Source organism: Microbacterium songi (assembly GCF_042747925.1).
In the GTDB taxonomy this organism is placed as follows: Bacteria; Actinomycetota; Actinomycetes; order Actinomycetales; family Microbacteriaceae; genus Microbacterium.
The window spans coordinates 285,227-303,852 of sequence record NZ_JBHZIE010000002.1; the positions used below are offsets into that span (position 1 = coordinate 285,227).

Here is an 18,626-nt window from a genome sequence, read left to right on the forward strand (position 1 = left end):
GTGCTCGTCATACTCGGATTCGCCATGATCCTCACGTTCATGGTGCTCATCATGACCAAGCGGCTGACGCCCATGGTCGCCCTCATCATCGTGCCGACGATCTTCGGCCTGTTCGCGGGAGCCGGGCTCGGGCTCGGCGACATGGTCATGGAGGCGATCGGAAGCCTCGCACCCACCGCTGCGCTGCTCATGTTCGCGATCATGTTCTTCGGGATCATGATCGATGTCGGGCTCTTCGACCCGCTCATCCGCTTCATCACTCGCTTCCTCGGCAACGACCCGGCGAAGGTCGTGCTCGGTACGGCCATCCTCGCCGGCGCCGTGTCACTCGACGGTGACGGGTCGACGACGTTCATCATCACGACCTCGGCGATGCTGCCGATCTACCTGCGCCTCGGCATGAGCCCTGTGGTGCTGACGTGCGTCGCGGGCCTGATGAACGGCACGCTCAACATCGTCCCGTGGGGCGGCCCGACGGTGCGCGCCTCCGCTGCGCTCGGCGTCTCAGCGACCGACATCTTCGTCCCGATGCTGCCTTCGCTCGCGGTCGGCCTGATCGTGGCGCTCACCTTCGCGTGGTTCCTCGGACTCGGGGAGCGCAAGCGCCTCGTCTCGCTGGACTACTCCCCCGCTGCCGCCGCTGCTCCTGCGTCTGCGGCACCGGCCGCGACGGGTGGCTGGCGCCAGAAGCTCTTCGCCCCCAATGCCGTGAAGGGTGCCGAGGTCAAGCCGGGCGCACCGGCGACGCTCTCGACCACCGGCATCCCCACCCTCCGCCGCGGCGGCCGCACCCCCGTCGGCGCGGGCGCGGCCGAGACGGCCGTCCTCGAGGCCGAAGACGTCGACACGATGATGGCCGACACGATGCTCGACCCGAACCGCGCCACCCTGCGACCCAAGCTCATCTGGGTGAACCTCGCGCTCACGCTGGCGGTGATGGTGCTCCTGGTGCTCGACCTCATGCCACTCCCCTATGTGTTCATGGTGGGTGCGGCGCTCGCGCTCATCATCAACTTCCCGAAGCTGCGCGGCCAGGCCGACGAGATCGTGGCGCATGCGCCCAGCATCGTCGGCGTCGTGTCGATGGTGCTCGCGGCAGGCGTCCTGGTGGGCGTGCTCAACGGCACGGGAATGGTCAGCGCGATGGCCGACTGGGTCGTCGAGATCGTGCCGCCCTCGATGGGTCAGTTCCTCGCCGTGATCACCGGCGTCCTGTCGATCCCGATGACGTTCTTCATGTCGAACGACGCCTTCTACTTCGGCATCCTGCCGATCCTGGCCGAGAGCGCCGCGAACTACGGCATCACTCCCGTCGAGATGGCACGCGCATCGATCACCGGACAGCCCGTGCACCTGCAGAGCCCGCTCGTGCCCGCCATCCTGCTGCTCGTCTCGCTCGCCGGCGTGAACCTCGGCGATCACCACAAGAAGGTGCTGTGGCGGGCGACCGTCGTGTCGCTCGTCATGCTGCTGGTCGGTGTGGTCGTCGGCGTCATTCCGTTCTTCTGAATCACCTGCGCTCGATCCAGCGGGAGCCCGCGGCACTTCGGTGCCGCGGGCTCCCGTCGCTCACCGGAAGACCGCTCACCGGAACACCGCTCGATGGCGGGCGACGCCGCCGAACACGCGCGAACGGTCGCGACATGCCGTCTGTCGCCTCGTCGAGGCGGCACATGGCGACCGTTCGCGGGGGCGCAACGGGTCGACCGTTCGCAGGGGCGCAACGGGTCGACCGTTCGCGGCGCCGCGGTGGGATGCGACCGGTCAGACCGACGCCCGTCAGACCGACGCGGGGGCGATCTCGACCCACTCGGGGTACTTGGCTGCCCGCCCGTCGCCGGAGGACGTGCCGGCGAGGCGACGCCGCACCCACGGACCGACGTATTCGCGGTAGTACGCGGCACCCGACGGACGCAGCGACGCAGGTGGAACGGGCAGCGACCACCAGCCGGCCGGCACGTCGCAGCCGAGTGCGTCGAGGACCCGCGCGGCGACGCGATGGTGTCCGCGCGCATTCATGTGCAGTCGGTCGGCCGACCAGAACGACGGCTGGGAGAGCTCGCGGTCCGGCCAGTTGAACGCACGACAGACATCCGGGCGGTCCTGTATGCGTTCGAGGACCGCGGCGCTGAGCAGATCGCCTCGACGCTGGAACACCCGTCCCATGGGTAGCTGCGCCGACGGGTTCGCGCCCGAGAGCAGGATGAGGCGCACCCCCTCCTCATCGCACCGGCGCAGCACCCGGCTGAACGCGTCGGCGATATCCGAGACCGATGCCCGCGGTCGCAGGATGTCGTTGCCTCCCCCGTTGAACGACAGATGCGTGGGCCTCAGCGCCAGCGCCGGCTCGAGCTGCTGCTCGATGATCGGCCACACCAGCCTTCCTCGGATCGCGAGGTTGGCGTATTCGATCGGCTCGCCCATGGAGGTCGCCCACCCCTGCGCCGTCAGGTCGGCCCAGCCGCGTACGTAACCCTCGGGCAGCTCGTCGCCGACGCCCTCGGTGAAGGAGTCGCCGATGGCGACGAAGCGAACGGATGCCACGTTCCCACCCTACGGCGCGTGCACTCGGGCGACGAACCGCAGAGAGGGACGCTAACGATCGTCGAGCGAGCGGCCTCGTCGGTCGACCAGACCCCACGCACCGGCGGCGGCGACTGCGAAGAACACCGCGAAGACGACGAACAGTGTCGGAGCCCCACCCAGTGCCAGCAGTGGAGGCACCGTGAGCGGCGCGATGATCGACGCGATCCGACCGATGCCGGCAGCCCATCCCGAGCCGGTCGCACGCAGGGAGGTGGGATACATCTCGGGCGTCACGGCATACAGCGCACCCCACGCCCCGAGATTGAAGAACGACAGCGCCATCCCCGCACCGATCACGGCCGCCTCTCCGGACGCCGTGCCGAAGAAGATCGCGGCGATGGCCGAGCCCACCAGGAACACCGACAGGGTCGCCCGTCTCCCCCACACCTCGATCAGCCATGCCGCGACGGCGTACCCCGGCAGCTGGGCGAGCGTGATGAGGAGGGTGAACCCGAACGAACGCACGAGGTCGTACCCCTGCGAGACGAGGATCGTCGGGATCCAGATGAACGCGCCGTAGTACGAGAAATTGACGCAGAACCAGACGAGCCACAACGCGCCCGTCCGCACGCGGAACTCCGGTGCCCACAGCGCCGAGACCCGCGCCGCGGCGCCGGAGGCGACGGGATGCTGCGCGCCGACGGATGCCGCGGTCACCGACGGCCGAGCATCCGTCGTCGTCTTCCCGGTCGAGCGTTCCGCGGATTCCTCGAAGGAGCGCACCACCGCCTCCGCCTCGTCGTGGCGACCGCGGCGCTCGAGCCACCGCGGGGATTCCGGCAGACCCCAGCGCACGATCAGCGCGTACAGGGCGGGGAGGGCACCGAGCGCGAAGGCCCAGCGCCATCCGTCGTCGGAGCCGGGGATGACGAGGAAGCCGATCAGCGCCGCCGCCGTCCAGCCGATCGCCCAGAACGCCTCCAGAATGACGATCAGGCGTCCGCGAATGCGCGCCGGCGCGAGTTCGCTCACGTATGTCGAGGCGACGGGCAGCTCGGCGCCGAGACCCAGTCCCACGAAGAACCGGAACACCAGGAGCATGGCGAGGCCACCGGCAAGAGCGCTCGCCCCGGTGGCGAGGCCGTAGATGAGCAGGGTGACGGCGAACACCTGCCGACGACCGAACCGATCGGCGAGCAGTCCGCCGAGGCTCGCGCCGATCGCCATGCCGACGAAGCCGATGGATGCGATCCACGCGGTCTGCTCGGGGACCAGGCTCCACTGCACGGCCAGCGCCGCGATGACGAACGAGATCAGTCCGACGTCCATGGCGTCCAGCGCCCAGCCGATGCCCGACCCGGTGAGCACGCGCACGTGCCGGCGCGTCAGCGGCAGGCGATCCAGGCGGTCGGACAGCGTGGTCGCCACGCGCGGTTCGGCATCGGTCATGAACGCCATGCTACGGATGCCGCGCCCCCGCGCGGCGCGTCCGGATGACGGAGATCCCGCGAACGTCGGACCGTTCTGATCGGGGCATCCGCATCTCGGCGGATCCCCGACGCTCGACAGGCCGTCAGGCGAGCAGGTCGCGCACCATCGGTGCGACCCGCGTGCCGTAGAGCTCGATGGACTTCATCATCTTGTCGTGCGAGAGGGTGCCGTTCGAGAACTTCATGTCGAACCTCGTCGCTCCGAGCGTCCTTACCGTGTCGGCGATCTTGCGCGCCACCGTCTCGGGCGAACCGGAGTACACGGATCCCTCGGGGCCCACATCGTGCTGGAACCGCAGGCGGTTGTAGGTGGGCCATCCGCGCTCGCGGCCGATGGTGTTGTTCATCGCCTCGAACCCGGGGTACGCCTCGTCCCACGCCTGCTGGTCGGTCTCGGCGATATGACCGGGCGAATGCACGCCGATCGGCTTCGGGTCATGACCGAAGGCCGGCAGGGACCGGTGGTACAGATCGACGAACGGGCGGAAGCGGGCGGCCGGTCCCCCGATGATCGCGAGCATGAGTCCCATGTCGTAGCGCGCCGTGCGCACAACCGACTCGGGCGTTCCCCCCACGCCGATCCACGCGGTGAGGCCGGACTCGGTCTTCGGGAACACGTTCGCGTCCGACAACGGCGCGCGCGTCGTGCCCTGCCACGTCACGGGATCCTCCTTCAGCAGCTCGGCGAACAGCCCGAGCTTCTCTTCGAACAGCGTCTCGTAATCGCGCAGGTCGTACCCGAACAGCGGAAAGGACTCGATGAACGAGCCGCGTCCGAGGATGATCTCGGCACGGCCGTTCGAGATCGCGTCGAGCGTCGCGAACCTCTCGTACAGCCGCACGGGGTCGTCGGACGAGAGAACGGTCACCGCCGTCCCGAGGTGGATCTGCGTCGTGCGCGCCGCAGCCGCGGCCAGGACGATCTCGGGGCTCGAGACCGCGAACTCGGGCCGATGATGCTCACCGATACCGAAGAACGCGAGCCCCGTCTGGTCGGCGAGGACGGCCTGGTCCACGACGTTGCGGATGGTCTGCGCATCGCTGAGCGGTCGCCCCGTCGCATCGTGGGTCACATCGCCGAACGTGTCGAGTCCGAGCTGGATCGCGGCGGGGTCGGGAGCCGTGATGGCCATGGGAAGCCTTCTTTCTCAAGAGAAGATCTATGCGCGTGAATACACCGTGCCCCTGTGCCAACGCAGAACGGTGCACAGCATTCCCGAGCGCGCTCTCTCAGGCGCGGGCGAGCGCCGTCCGCAGGGTGTCGAGGCCGACCCCGCCCAGGTCGAGAGCGGTCTTGTGGAACTCCTTGATCTGGAAGGCCGCGCCCTTGCGCAGCGCGTAGTCGTCGCGCGCCTGCTCCCAGATGCGCTGCCCGACCTTGTAGGAGGGCGCCTGCCCGGGCCAACCCAGGTAGCGGTTGACCTCGAACTGCACGAACTCGTCCGACATGTTCACGTTGCGGCGCATGAAGTCGAGGGCATAGTCCGCATCCCAGGTGCCGGAGCCGTCCAGCCGGGGTTTTCCGAGGTGCACACCGATGTCGAGGACGACCCTGGCCGCGCGCATGCGCTGACCGTCCAGCATCCCGAGCCGGTCCGCGGGATCGTTCAAGAACCCGAGCTCCTGCATGAGGCGTTCGGCGTACAGCGCCCATCCCTCGGCGTGCCCCGACGTTCCAGCCAGAAGGCGGCGCCACGAGTTGAGCTCGGCGCGGTTGTACACGGCCTGCGCGATCTGCAGGTGGTGCCCCGGAACGCCCTCGTGATAGACGGTCGTCAGCTCGCGCCACGTGTCGAACGTCGAGACCCCCTCCGGCACGGACCACCACATGCGGCCGGGGCGCGAGAAGTCGTCGGTCGGGCCGGTGTAGTAGATCCCGCCCTCGTTGGTCGGCGCGATCATGCACTCCAGACGCCGGATCTGCTCGGGGATGTCGAAGTGTGTGCGGCCCAGCTCGTCGATCGCCCGGTCGCTCGTGGCCTGCATCCATTGCTGCAGCTCGGTGGTGCCGCGCAGCTTGTGGGTGTCGTCGGCCTCGAGGAACGCCACGGCTTCTTCCACGGACGCCCCTGCCGTGATCTCGTTCGCGATGGACTCCTGTTCGGCGACCATGCGCGCGAGCTCCTCGACGCCCCACTCGTAGGTCTCGTCGAGATCGATCGTCGCGCCGAGGAAGCGACGGGAGTGCAGTGCGTAGAGGTCGCGCCCGACGGCATCGTGCTCGGATGCCGCAGCGGTGAGGTCGCTCGCGAGGAACGCGGCCAACTCGTCGTAGGCGACACGCGCGGCGTTGGCGTTGTCAGCCAGATCGCGCGCGAGTGATGCCGGCAGCTGGCCGTTCTCGGGCGCCGCGCCACCCGCGAATTCGACGAAGAATCCGCCGTCGCTCGCGTAGCGGGCGATCTGGGTGACGACCTCCCGCACCTGGCGGCGTGCCGGCACCGTGCCGCGTGCGATTCCCTCGCGCAGGGTGGCGATGTACCCGTCGATGGCGCCGGGGAGGACCTTGAGGCGGGTGGAGATCACGCCCCAATCGTCGGCGGTCGCCGTCGGCATGAGGTCGAAGACGGCGCGGATGTCCTGCGCGGGAGACGCGATCACGTTGAGGTCGCGCAGGTGCCACCCGGCATCGTGCATCTCGACGTCCAGGCGCAGCTCACGGGAGAGGTCCTCCTGCGTCACGCGGTCGATCTCGTCCACCGGCTCCGCTGCGTCGAGCGCTGCCAAAGTCGAACGGGCCTGACGCGCCAGCTCGTCCACCCCCGCAGGAGAGTAGTCGCCGAAACGATCGTTGAACTCGAAGCGCCCGATGTAGGTGGCCGCTGTGGGAGCCAATTCGGAGACGGTGTCGACCCACGCGTCCGCGATCTGGTCGACGGGGGTGGGGGTACGAGAGGACTCGGTCATGTCATCGAGCCTAGGCACGCGATCCGATCCCGACAAACATCCGACGGGACGCCCGCTCCCCGTGTCAGTGGCCGGCCGCGTTCCAGTCGCCGCCACGGCCGATCTGCACGTCCAGCGGCACCGTGAGGTGCGCCGCATCGCCCATGCGTTCGCGCACGATGCGTTCCGCGGCGTCCCACTCCCCCGGGGCGATCTCGACCACGAGCTCGTCGTGGATCTGCATCAGCGTGCGCGAGCGCAGATCGTGGGCCACGAAGTCCTCGTGGATGTGGAACAGCGCGATCTTCATGATGTCGGCGGCGCTGCCCTGGATGGGCGCGTTGAGCGCCGCGCGCTCGGCGTTCTCCCGCAGCACCCGGTTGGGGCTCGTGAGATCCGGGAAAGGGCGACGCCGGCCGTAGATCGTCTCGGTGTACCCGTCGATGCGCGCCTGTTCGACCGAGGAGCGCAGGTAGTCGCGCACCGAGCCGAAGCGGGCGAAGTACTCGGTCATCAGGAGTTTCGCCTCGGCCTGCTCGATGCGCAGCTGCTTGGACAGGCCGAAAGCCGACAGCCCGTACACGAGCCCGTACGACATGGCCTTCACCTTCGTGCGCATCGCGCTCGTCACGTCCTGCGGGTCGACGCCGAAGACACGCGCGCCGACGAAGCGATGGAGGTCCTCGCCCGAGTTGAACGCCTCGACAAGTCCCGGATCCTCCGAGAGGTGCGCCATGATGCGCATCTCGATCTGCGAGTAGTCCGCGGTGAGCAGGGTCTCGTACCCCGCCCCCACCTGGAACGCCGACCGGATGCGCCTGCTCTCCTCATTGCGCACGGGGATGTTCTGCAGGTTCGGATCGGTGCTGGAGAGACGCCCGGTCTGACTGCCGGTCTGCAGGTACGTCGTGTGCACGCGGTGATCGTCGGCGATGGACGCGTCGAGCGACTCGATGATCTGACGCAGCTTCGTCGCCTCGCGGTGCTGCAGCAGCAGATCGAGGAACGGGTGCGGGTTGCTCTCCTGCAGGTCGGCGAGGACCGCGGCGTCGGTCGAGTACCCGGTCTTCGTCTTGCGGGTCTTCGGCAGCGCGAGATCCTCGAACAGCACCTCCTGCAGCTGCTTGGGCGAGCCGAGGTTGACCTCGCGTCCGATGGCGGTGAACGCATCCTGTGCGATCAGGTCGGCCCGCGCCCCGAGCTCGGCCGAGAACTCCGACAGCGTCGCGTGCGAGACCGCCACCCCCGTCAGCTCCATGTCGGCGAGGGCCAGCAGTGTCGGCAGCTCGATGCCCGTCAGCACTTCGAACACCTGGACCGGCAGCTCCGCACGCAGCGCCTCCGCCACCCGGAGCGTGTACCAGGCGCGTTGAGCCGGGGTGGCGCCTTCGGTCTCGGGCACCAGCTGGGTCGGGTCGGCCTCGGGGAGCTTCTCGCCGAGGTACCGGTCCACGAGATCGGCCAGGGATTTGTCGGGGAAGCTCGGCCGCAGCAGCCAGCCGGCCAGCAGCGTGTCGAAAGCGAGTCCCCCGAGTCTGATGCCCGCTCGTCGCAGCGCCTTGACCTGCGGCTTGGCGTCGCCGAGCACCTTCGGCGCATCGGACGTCAGCCAGGGCGAGAGCGCCGCCGCGATCTCGGGAGACCACGTCGCCTCGGCGCCCTCCGCGTCGGTGGCGAGACCGATGCGCACGGGCCTGCCGGACTCGATCGACACCTCGAGCGCCACGTCGCCCGTCACCGCGTCGACCCACGCCGCGGCATCCGCTGCCGTCAGCTCGACGGGTCGAGGGGCCACGGCCGACGGCACGGTGACCTCGGGGGCCATCGCCTCCTCGATGCCGACGGCCTCGAAGACGCGCGGCAGGAGGGTGCGGAACTCGAGTCGCGCGAAGATGTCGCGGACGGCCTGCGCATCGATCGGCTTGACCACGAGGTCTGCGGGTCCGAGGGGCAGCTCGACGTCGCGCAGCAGGCGGTTCAGCCGGCGGTTGCGCCGCACGTCCTCGACGTGCTCGCGCAGGTTGTTGCCCACCACGCCCTTGATCGTGTCGGCCCCGTCGAGCAGCGCGTCGAGCGAGCCGAACTGGGTGAGCCACTTCACGGCGGTCTTCTCCCCCACCTTGGGCACGCCGGGAAGGTTGTCGCTGGTCTCGCCGACCAGCGCGGCGATGTCGGGGTACTGCTCGGGCTGCACACCGTAGCGCTCGATCACCGCGGCACGGTCGTAGCGCTTCAGCTGGGACACGCCCTGCACGTTGGGGTACAGCAGGGTGATGTCGTCGTCGACGAGCTGGATCGTGTCGCGGTCGCCGGAGCAGACCAGGACGTCGAACCCGGATGCCGCGCCCTGCGTCGCCAGCGTGGCGAGGATGTCGTCGGCCTCGACGTCGGGCTTCTGCAGCACCTCGATGCTCATGGCGGCGAGGCAGTCCTGAAGGATCGGGATCTGGCCTTTGAACTCGCTCGGCGATTCAGACCTGTTCGCCTTGTACTCGGGGTACTCGCGGCTGCGGAAAGAGACACGCGACGTGTCGAAGGCGACCGCCAGGTGGGTCGGCTTCTCGGCCTTGATGAGGTTGATCAGCATGGCCAGGAATCCGTAGATCCCGTTGGTGTGCTGCCCGTCTTTCGTGGAGAAGTTCTCGACGGGAAGCGCGAAGAACGCCCGGTAGGCCAGCGAATGGCCGTCGACGACGAGGAGGGTAGGCTTTGCGGAGTCCGTCACCGTAACAGCCTAGCCAGGCCCGCCGACACCCCGTCGTTCGCAGAGGAGCCGCTATGACCGAGGCCCCCGATCCGTCGATCAACGCCATGGAGTGGGCCGCCCGCCGCGGCGTCGGAGCGCTCGCCGAGAAGATGGGCATGGAGTTCCTCGAGTTCACGATCGAGCGCTGCGTCGCCACTCTCCCCGTCGAGGGCAACACGCAGCCCGTCGGGCTCATGCACGGCGGAGCGTATGTGGTGCTCGGGGAATCGCTCGGCTCGATGGCAGCCAACCTGCACGCCGGACCCGGACGGCTGGCGGTCGGCGTCGACATCAATGCCACCCACACGCGCTCGGCCACCAGCGGCGTCGTCACCGGGGTGTGCGTTCCGCTGCACCTCGGTCGCAGCGTGACGGTGCACGAGATAGTCGTGTCCGACGATCAGGGCCGGCGCTGTTCGACCATCCGCATCACGAACATGATCAAGGACATCGCCGCCTGATCAGGGCCGGACGGCGGACGCGACCGGACGTCGCCCCGACGCAGAGCGCCGGTGGAGGAGGTTCAGGCCTTCTTCGGAGCCAACTGCTCGATGATGGCCTTCGCGACGTCCTGCATCGTGAGACGACGGTCCATCGAAGCCTTCTGGATCCACCGGAACGCCTCGGGCTCGGTGAGCCCCATCTTCTCGTTCAGCAGACCCTTGGCACGGTCGACGAGCTTGCGGGTCTCGAAGCGTTCGACCATGTCGGCGACCTCGGCCTCGAGCGTGATGATCTGCTCGTACCGCGCCAGCGCGATCTCGATCGCGGGCAGGAGGTCGTTCGGGGTGAACGGCTTGACGACGTAGGCCAGTGCACCGGCCTCGCTGGCACGCTCGACCAGTTCCTTCTGGCTGAACGCGGTCAGGAGCACGACCGGTGCGATGTGGTTCTTGCTGAGCTTCTCGGCAGCGCTGATGCCGTCGAGCTGCGGCATCTTGACGTCCATGATGACGAGGTCGGGTCGCAGTTCGGTGGCCAGCTGCACAGCGGTCTCTCCGTCGCCGGCCTCTCCGACGACGTCGTAGCCGTTGTCTCGGAGGATCTCGACGATGTCGAGTCGGATGAGCGACTCGTCCTCGGCGACGACGACGCGTCGGGGTGCGGATGCCGCCGACTCTGTGGGCTGTTCGAGCTCTGTCACTCTTGAATCCTACGGTATCGTCGTCAGCGAGCGTGCGGAGGGCGACCTCCCCCGCCGGTGTGGCGGAATGGCAGACGCGACCGACTCAAAATCGGTTGCCCGCAAGGGCATGTGGGTTCGAGTCCCACCACCGGTACGCGTCCAAGAGCCGGCCCCGTCAGGGGCCGGCTCTTCGCGTGCGCGGCGCGGGAGATCAGGGCGGATCCCGCAACGCGGAAGACGACACGGGATGCCCCGGTCGAGGCATCCCGTGTCGTCTTCGTGCTTCCTACTGCGCGGCGCGGTACACGGGCGCCGCACCGTGGACGGCGTCGCCGACCTTGTGGACGCGGATGTCGTTGGTCGATCCCACGATTCCGGGAGGGGAACCGGAGATCACGACGACCTTGTCTCCGACCTTCGCCAGGTCGTTGGCGAGAAGGTAGTCGTCGACCTGGATGAACATCTTGTCGGTGTGCGTCACGTGCTCGACGAGAGCCGACTCGATCCCCCAGGTCAGCGCCATGCGACGACGGATCGCCGGCTCGGGCGTGAACGCGATCATCGGGATCTTCGGCCGGAGCCGCGACATACGACGTGCCGAGTCGCCGGACTCCGTGAAGATGCAGAGGTACTTCGCATCGACGAAGTCGGCGACCTCGATGGCGGCGAGGGTGATCGCACCACCCTGCGTGCGCGGCTTGTTCGTGAGCGGCGGGATGCGCTCGAGGCCGTGGTCTTCGGTCGAGGCGACGATGCGCGCCATGGTCTCGACCACGACCACGGGGTAGTCGCCGACACTCGTCTCGCCCGACAGCATGACCGCGTCCGCACCGTCGAGGACGGCGTTCGCGACATCACTCGTCTCCGCGCGCGTGGGCACCGGGTTGTTGATCATCGACTCGAGCATCTGCGTGGCGACGATGACGGGCTTGGCCATGCGGCGCGACAGCTCGACCGCGCGCTTCTGCACGATGGGCACGGCCTCCAGCGGCAGCTCCACACCGAGGTCGCCGCGAGCGACCATGATCGAGTCGAAGGCGTCGATGATCTCCTCGAGGTTGTCGACGGCCTGCGGCTTCTCGATCTTCGCGATGACGGGGACGCGGCGTCCCTCTTCGGCCATGATCACGTGCACGCGCTGGATGTCCTTCGCGCTGCGCACGAATGACAGCGCGATCAGGTCTGCACCGATGCGCAGACCCCATCGCAGATCGGCTTCGTCCTTCTCGGACAGCGCCGGCACGTTGACGGCCACGCCGGGCAGGTTGATGCCCTTGTTGTTGGACACGGGACCGCCGACGATGACCTTCGTGGTGACGACCGTGCCGTCGGTCTCGACGACCTCGACCCGCACCTTGCCGTCGTCGATGAGCAGGAAGTCACCGGGCTTCACGTCCTGAGGCAGGCCCTTAAACGTCGTCGAGACGATCTCCTTCGTGCCCGGGATGTCTTCGACCGTGATCTTGAAGATGTCTCCGACGGCGAGGTGGTGAGGACCGTTCTCGAACTTCCCCAGGCGGATCTTCGGGCCCTGCAGGTCGACCAGCACCGCGACGGGCTGGCCCGCGTCGTCGGCGGCCTTGCGCACGTTGGCGAAGTTCGCCTCGTGCACGCTGTAGTCGCCGTGCGAGAGGTTCATGCGTGCCACGTTCACGCCGGCCTCGATGATCGCGCGGACCATCTCATAGCTCGAGGTGGCGGGACCTAGTGTGGCGACGATTTTGGCGCGTCTCATCCGTGTGTGCTCCGGGGGTTCGGGGGTGGGATTGCGCTGTCAGCCTACGCGGGCTGCAGACCGATCGCGATATCGGTGGGGGCCACGGGGCTGGGCAGCACCGTCTCGCCCATGAGGAACCGGTCGACGTGCGCGGCGGCCGCCCGGCCCTCGGCGATCGCCCAGACGATCAGCGACTGCCCACGTCCGGCGTCACCGGCCACGAACACGCCGGGCGCGGTCGTCTGGTAGTCCTCCGCACGCTCGACGTTTCCGCGGGCGGTGAACTGCGCACCGAGCTGTTCGGCGACGAACGCCTGCTCGGGCCCGGTAAAGCCCATCGCGATGAGCACGAGGTCGGCGGGGATCTCGCGCTCCGTGCCGCTGCGCGGAACGCGGCGACCGTCGACGAAGGTCGTCTCGGCGACACGCAGAGCGCGCACCTCGCCGGCCTCGTTCGCGAGGAACTCGACCGTCGACGCGAGGTACGAGCGCTCTCCGCCCTCCTCGTGGGCGGAGGCGATCTCGAAGATCTGCGGCTGCATCGGCCAGGGCTGATCCTCGGGACGCGCGGTCGGAGGCTGCTTGCCGATCGCCAGATTCGTCACGCTGATCGCACCCTGACGGTGGGATGTGCCGATGCAGTCCGCGCCGGTGTCACCCCCGCCGATCACGACGACGTGTTTTCCCTCCGCCGAGATCTGGTGCGGGACGCGGTCGCCCGCCGTCGCCTTGTTCGACTCGACGAGGAACTCCATAGCGAAGTGCACGCCCGCGAGGTCACGGCCCGGGATAGACAGCTCCCGCGGCACAGGCGCGCCCGTGGCGATGACGACGGCGTCGTAGCGCGCCCGCAGCTCATCCCACGGGATGTCGACGCCGATCTCGACGCCCGCGCGGAAGCGCGTGCCTTCGTCGCGCATCTGCCGCAGCCGCAGCTCGAGGTGGCGCTTCTCCATCTTGAAGTCGGGGATGCCGTATCGCATCAGACCGCCGATGCGGTCGTCGCGCTCGAACACCGCGACCGTGTGGCCGGCGCGCGTGAGCTGCTGGGCGGCGGCCAGCCCTGCCGGGCCAGATCCGACGACAGCCACGGTCTTGCCCGTCAGCCGCGCCGGGGGCTCGGGTTCGACCCAGCCGTTGGCGAACGCCTCGTCGATGATCGACTGCTCGATCTGCTTGATGGTCACGGCCGGCTGATTGATGCCGAGCACGCACGAGCTCTCGCACGGTGCGGGGCAGAGGCGACCGGTGAACTCGGGGAAGTTGTTGGTCGCGTGCAGACGCTCGATTGCCGAGCGACCCTCGCCGCGCCAGGTGAGGTCGTTCCACTCGGGGATGAGGTTGCCGAGCGGGCAGCCTTGGTGGCAGAACGGGATGCCGCAGTCCATGCAGCGCCCAGCCTGACGCCGGATGACGGCCGAGTCCCCCGGCTCGTACACCTCTTTCCAGTCCAGGATGCGGACCGGAACGGGGCGCCGCGGGGGCAGCTCACGCTCGGTGTTCTTGAGGAAGCCTTTCGGGTCAGCCACCGGTCACCTCCAGGATGCGGCTCCAGACGACGTCGCCGTCGGGGTCGAGCCCCTCGTCCACGGCGTTCTGACGGGTCTGCAGCACGGCTGCATAGTCGCGCGGGAGGACCCGCACGAAGTTCTTCAGTTCGTCCTCGAAGTTCTCGAGCAGGGATGCCGCGAGCTCGGACTCGGTCTCAGCGCTGTGCCGCTCGAGCAGATCACGCAGCATCTCCACATCGGCGGAGTCGAGCTCGCCCAGCACGAGCTCTCCGGTGGCGAGGGCCTCGCGGTTCACGAGTGCGGTATCCAGCCGGTAGACGTACGCGCTCCCGCCCGACATGCCGGCACCGAGATTGCGTCCGGTCGCGCCGAGGATGACGGCGAGTCCGCCCGTCATGTACTCCAACGCGTGGTCTCCCACTCCCTCCACGACGGCGGTGGCTCCGGAGTTGCGGACGAAGAACCGCTCCCCCACCACTCCGCGGAGGAACATGGTGCCCTGCGTCGCCCCGTAGCCGATGACGTTGCCGGCGATGACGTTCTCGGAAGCGTCGAAGGTCGAGTTCCGCGGTGGTCGGACGACGATCTGACCTCCGGAGAGGCCTTTGCCCACGTAGTCGTTGGAGTCGCCCTCGAGCCGAAGCGTGATGCCCGCCGGCATGAAGGCTCCGAAGGACTGACCGGCTGACCCGGTGAGGCGCACCACGATGGAGTCGGACGGCAGTCCGTTCTCGCCATGGGCACGGGTGACGCGGTTGCCGAGCATCGTCCCGACGGCGCGCGCGGTGTTGCGGATCGGCAGGTCGATCGTGACCTGGCCGCCGTGCGCGATGACATCCTGCGCCCGCTCGATCAGCTGCACGTCGAAGTGCTCATCGAGCTCGTGCAGCTGCTCGCGGAAGTTGCGTCGCGGCTCGTCCTCGGCGAAGACGGGACCCTCGAGGATCGGAGCCAGGTCGAGCCCGGCGGTCTTCCAGTGCTCGACCGCACCGTTGACGTCCAGCAGCTCGTTGTGGCCGATGGCCTCGTCGAGACTGCGGAAGCCCAGTTCGGCGAGGTACTCGCGCACCTCTGCGGCGATGAACTCCATGAAGGTCACGACGAACTCGGGCTTGCCGTTGAACCGCTCCCGCAACACGGGGTTCTGCGTGGCGACGCCGACCGGGCACGTGTCGAGGTGGCACACCCGCATCATGATGCAGCCCGAGACGACGAGCGGCGCGGTCGCGAAGCCGAACTCCTCGGCGCCCAGCAGAGCGCCGATGATGACATCCCGCCCGGTCTTGAGCTGTCCGTCGACCTGCACGACCACGCGGTCCCGCATCCCGTTGAGCATGAGTGTCTGCTGCGTCTCGGCGAGGCCGAGCTCCCACGGGGTGCCGGCGTGCTTGAGCGAGTTGAGCGGGCTCGCGCCCGTCCCCCCGTCGTGGCCGGAGACGAGGATGACGTCGCTGAGGGCCTTCGCGACGCCCGCGGCCACCGCGCCGATGCCCGACTGGCTGACGAGCTTGGTGTGCACACGCGCCAGCGGGTTCGCACGCTTGAGGTCGAAGATCAACTGCTTGAGGTCTTCGATCGAGTAGATGTCGTGGTGCGGCGGCGGCGAGATGAGCCCGACCCCGGCCGTCGCGTGTCGCGTGCGCGCGACCCACGGGTACACCTTGGTCGGCGGCAGCTGGCCGCCCTCGCCGGGCTTGGCGCCCTGGGCGAGCTTGATCTGGATGTCTTCGGCCTCGGTCAGGTAGAGGCTCGTGACACCGAAGCGCCCCGACGCGACCTGCTTGATGGCGCTCCGGCGTTCGGGATCGAGCAGCCGGTCGACGTCTTCGCCGCCCTCCCCGGTGTTGGATTTCGCGCCGATCGAGTTCATCGCGATGGCGAGCGTCTCGTGCGCTTCGCGCGAGATCGAGCCGTAGCTCATCGCGCCGGTCGAGAAGCGCTTGACGATGGCCGAGACGGGCTCGACCTGGTCGATCGGGACGGGCTTGCGCACGTGGGTCTTCAAGCCGAAGAGCCCGCGCAGCGTCTTCAGCTCGTTCGCCTGGTCGTCCACGAGCTTCGTGTACTCGCGGAAGATGTCGTAGCGGCGCTCCCGCGTGGAGTGCTGGAGGCGGAACACCGTGTCGGGATTGAAGAGGTGGGGCGAGCCGTCGCGCCGCCACTGGTACTCGCCACCGGTCCACAGTCGCTCGTGAGCACGGGCTGCGGCATCCTCCGGGTAGGCGTACGCGTGACGGGCCGCGTTCTCGGATGCGATGACCTCGATACCGACGCCGCCGAGCTTGGACTCGGTGCCGGTGAAGTAGTTCTTGATGAACTCCGGCGACAGGCCGACGGCCTCGAACACCTGAGCACCCGCATAGGAAGAAACCGTGGAGATACCCATCTTCGACATGATCTTCAACACGCCCTTGCCGAGCGCGTAGATGAGGTTCTTGACGGCCTTCTCCGGCGTGATGCCGTTGATGAAGCCCGCGCGCACGAGGTACTCGGCGGTCTCCATGGCGAGGTACGGGTTGACTGCAGAGGCCCCGTACCCGATGAGGGTCGCGACATGGTGCACTTCGCGCACGTCCCCGGCCTCGACGACCAGGCCGACCTTCATCCGTGTCTCCTCGCGGATGAGGTGGTGATGGATCGCGGCGACCATGAGGAGCGAGGGGATCGGGGCGAGGTCCTTGTTCGAGTCGCGGTCGGACAGCACGATGAACTCGGCGCCGTCCTCGATGGCCTGGTCGACTTCCGCGCACATCTGCGTGATGCGCTTCTGCATGCCCTTGTGGCCGGCCTCGACCCGGTACAGCCCGCGGATCGTCACCGAAGTGCGTCCGGGGAGGGCGGTGTCGATGTGCTGGATCTTCGCGAGCTCGTCGTTGTCGATCACCGGGAAGTCGAGGGTGACGGTGCGCGTGTGGTCGGCGCCCCACGCCAGCAGGTTGCGCTCCGGACCCAGCCCCAGCGACAGGGACGTGACGACCTCTTCGCGGATGGAGTCCAGAGGCGGATTGGTCACCTGGGCGAACTGCTGCGTGAAGTAGTCGAACAGCAGTCGGGGGCGCTGGCTGAGGATGGCGACGGGGGTGTCACTGCCCATCGCGCCCAGCGGCTCGGCGCCGTTCTGGCCCATGGGCGTGATGAGGATGCGCACTTCCTCCTCGGTGTAGCCGAAGGTGCGCTGGCGACGCGTGATGGAGGCGATCGGGTGCACGATGTGCTCGCGCTCGGGCAGGTCGGCCAGGCGGACCCGACCGGCGTCGAGCCATTCCTGCCAGGGCTCGAGCTCGGCGAGCTCGCGCTTGACCTCGTCCTCCTCGATGATGCGCTGCGCGGCAGTGTCGACGAGGAACATGCGTCCGGGGCGCAGGCGACCGCGCCGCTTGATGCGCTCGGGCGCGAAATCCAGCACGCCCGTCTCGCTTCCGATGACGATCAGGCCGTCGGTCGTCTCCGTCCACCGGCCGGGACGCAGTCCGTTGCGGTCGAGAGTCGCACCCACGAGCGTCCCGTCCGTGAAGATGAGAGCGGCGGGGCCGTCCCACGGCTCCATCTGAATGGAGTGGTAGTCGTAGAAGGCACGCAGCTTCGGGTCGATGTCGGCCTGCTTCTCGTAGGCCTCCGGCACCATCATCATGACCGCGTGCGGCAGGCTGCGTCCGGTGAGGGTCAACAGCTCGAGCACCTCGTCGAACGACGCGGAGTCGCTGGAACCCGGGGTGCAGATCGGCAGCAGCGGGCGGATGTCGCCCACGAGCTCGGACTCGAGCTGCGACTGCCGGGCACGCATCCAGTTGCGGTTGCCGTTGACCGTGTTGATCTCGCCGTTATGCGCCAGCATGCGCAGCGGCTGGGCCAGCGGCCACGAGGGGAACGTGTTCGTCGAGTAGCGCGAGTGCACGACGGCGAGTTCGGAAGCGAAGCGCTCGTCCTGGAGGTCGGGGTAGAACGGCTCGAGCTGGAGCGTGGTGACCATGCCCTTGTAGCCGATCGTGCGCGACGACAGGGAGACGAAGTAGGCGCCTGCCTCGCGACGAGCGCGCTTGCGCAGCCGGTACACGCGCCGGTCCAGCTCGATCCCCGAGAGAGCGGGGTAGTCGCCCACACCGGGGCGCGAGACGAAGAGCTGCTCGAACGCGGGCTGTGCGGCCCGGGCCAGCTTGCCGAGGTGGTCGGGTGCCGTCGGCACCGTGCGCCATCCGAGGACGACGAGGCCCTCGGATGCCGCGATCTTCTCGATTCCGGCTTTCTGCGTTTCGCGCTCCTCGTCGTCGAGAGGCAGGAACGCCATGCCGGCGGCGTACTCGCCGACAGCGGGGAGATCGAAGTCGACGACGGCGCGGAGGAACGCGTCGGGCATCTGGGTGAGGATGCCCGCACCGTCGCCGGTGCCCGCGTCGGAACCGATCGCCCCGCGGTGCTCGAGGTTCCTCAGCGCGGTCAACGCCAGGTCGATGATGTCGTGGCCCGCCTCGCCGCGGAGCGTGGCCACCATGGCCAGACCGCAGGCGTCCTTCTCGAACGCCGGGTTGTACATGCCCTGCTTCGGGGGGAATTCCTCCCGAGGGCGAAGGGCGTCGGTGCTGTGGCTGAGGCTCGAAGCCATACCAACCGTCCTCACATTGTTGCT

Annotated in this window: 11 protein-coding genes and 1 tRNA gene; 3 read left to right on the forward strand and 9 right to left on the reverse strand. The window is 68.3% G+C overall.

Features of this window, described 5'->3' with window-relative positions; all coding sequences use genetic code 11:
• Positions 1-24 precede the first annotated feature (24 nt).
• A complete protein-coding gene (locus ACFM35_RS05470) occupies positions 25-1,509 on the forward strand; it encodes a CitMHS family transporter (protein WP_378839500.1) in 1,485 nt (494 codons plus the stop codon).
• Between the two features lie 270 nt (positions 1,510-1,779).
• Here the strand turns inward: ACFM35_RS05470 and ACFM35_RS05475 are convergent, their stop codons facing one another.
• From ACFM35_RS05475 to polA, 5 genes are all read right to left on the reverse strand, one after another.
• Positions 1,780-2,544, reverse strand: coding sequence for an SGNH/GDSL hydrolase family protein (locus ACFM35_RS05475; RefSeq protein ID WP_378839371.1), 765 nt, complete (start codon positions 2,542-2,544; stop codon positions 1,780-1,782).
• A gap of 51 nt (positions 2,545-2,595) precedes the next feature.
• Entirely contained in the window at positions 2,596-3,975 is a 1,380-nt protein-coding gene (locus ACFM35_RS05480) for an MFS transporter (protein WP_378839374.1), read from the reverse strand.
• A 124-nt stretch (positions 3,976-4,099) separates the two neighbouring features.
• The gene (locus ACFM35_RS05485; RefSeq protein WP_378839376.1) at positions 4,100-5,149 is read right to left on the reverse strand and encodes an LLM class flavin-dependent oxidoreductase; all 1,050 of its coding nucleotides are present in this window, start codon (positions 5,147-5,149) and stop codon (positions 4,100-4,102) included.
• Positions 5,150-5,246: 97 nt separating this feature from the next.
• Positions 5,247-6,923 (reverse strand): DUF885 domain-containing protein, encoded by a 1,677-nt coding sequence (locus ACFM35_RS05490; protein WP_378839378.1) that lies wholly within the window; start codon positions 6,921-6,923, stop codon positions 5,247-5,249.
• A 64-nt stretch (positions 6,924-6,987) separates the two neighbouring features.
• A complete protein-coding gene (polA, locus tag ACFM35_RS05495) occupies positions 6,988-9,627 on the reverse strand; it encodes a DNA polymerase I (protein WP_378839380.1) in 2,640 nt (879 codons plus the stop codon).
• Between the two features lie 53 nt (positions 9,628-9,680).
• Here polA and ACFM35_RS05500 point away from each other — a divergent pair, with 53 nt between their 5' ends.
• On the forward strand, positions 9,681-10,109 hold the full coding sequence (locus ACFM35_RS05500; RefSeq protein ID WP_378839382.1) for a hotdog fold thioesterase: 429 nt from the start codon (positions 9,681-9,683) through the stop codon (positions 10,107-10,109).
• Between the two features lie 62 nt (positions 10,110-10,171).
• On the opposite strand, the gene ACFM35_RS05505 is transcribed toward ACFM35_RS05500, so the two are convergent.
• Complete coding sequence (locus tag ACFM35_RS05505) at positions 10,172-10,792, reverse strand: ANTAR domain-containing response regulator (protein WP_378839385.1); 621 nt, start codon at positions 10,790-10,792, stop codon at positions 10,172-10,174.
• A gap of 53 nt (positions 10,793-10,845) precedes the next feature.
• Between ACFM35_RS05505 and ACFM35_RS05510 the strand changes: the two genes are divergently transcribed.
• A tRNA-Leu gene (locus ACFM35_RS05510) sits at positions 10,846-10,928 on the forward strand.
• Positions 10,929-11,060: 132 nt separating this feature from the next.
• On the opposite strand, the gene pyk is transcribed toward ACFM35_RS05510, so the two are convergent.
• Genes pyk through gltB form a run of 3 tightly spaced genes read right to left on the reverse strand, consistent with a single transcriptional unit; the run spans position 11,061 to position 18,602 of the window.
• Positions 11,061-12,509 carry a pyruvate kinase gene (gene pyk / locus ACFM35_RS05515; RefSeq protein WP_378839387.1) on the reverse strand — a complete coding sequence of 483 codons (1,449 nt, stop codon included), beginning with the start codon at positions 12,507-12,509 and terminating at the stop codon, positions 11,061-11,063.
• A gap of 44 nt (positions 12,510-12,553) precedes the next feature.
• The gene (locus tag ACFM35_RS05520; RefSeq protein ID WP_378839389.1) at positions 12,554-14,020 is read right to left on the reverse strand and encodes a glutamate synthase subunit beta; all 1,467 of its coding nucleotides are present in this window, start codon (positions 14,018-14,020) and stop codon (positions 12,554-12,556) included.
• Positions 14,013-18,602, reverse strand: coding sequence for a glutamate synthase large subunit (gltB, locus tag ACFM35_RS05525; protein ID WP_378839391.1), 4,590 nt, complete (start codon positions 18,600-18,602; stop codon positions 14,013-14,015). The genes ACFM35_RS05520 and gltB overlap by 8 nt, the downstream gene beginning before the upstream one ends.
• Positions 18,603-18,626: the final 24 nt, after the last annotated feature.

Excerpts from the sequence above, each read along its gene's own strand:
- ACFM35_RS05490 (WP_378839378.1), bottom strand. The coding sequence starts at position 6,923 with ATGACCGAGTCCTCTCGTACCCCCACCCCCGTCGACCAGATCGCGGAC.
- ACFM35_RS05470 (WP_378839500.1), top strand. The coding sequence starts at position 25 with ATGATCCTCACGTTCATGGTGCTCATCATGACCAAGCGGCTGACGCCC.
- ACFM35_RS05500 (WP_378839382.1), top strand. The coding sequence starts at position 9,681 with ATGACCGAGGCCCCCGATCCGTCGATCAACGCCATGGAGTGGGCCGCC.
- ACFM35_RS05480 (WP_378839374.1), bottom strand. The coding sequence starts at position 3,975 with ATGACCGATGCCGAACCGCGCGTGGCGACCACGCTGTCCGACCGCCTG.
- pyk (WP_378839387.1), bottom strand. The coding sequence starts at position 12,509 with ATGAGACGCGCCAAAATCGTCGCCACACTAGGTCCCGCCACCTCGAGC.
- ACFM35_RS05485 (WP_378839376.1), bottom strand. The coding sequence starts at position 5,149 with ATGGCCATCACGGCTCCCGACCCCGCCGCGATCCAGCTCGGACTCGAC.
- gltB (WP_378839391.1), bottom strand. The coding sequence starts at position 18,602 with ATGGCTTCGAGCCTCAGCCACAGCACCGACGCCCTTCGCCCTCGGGAG.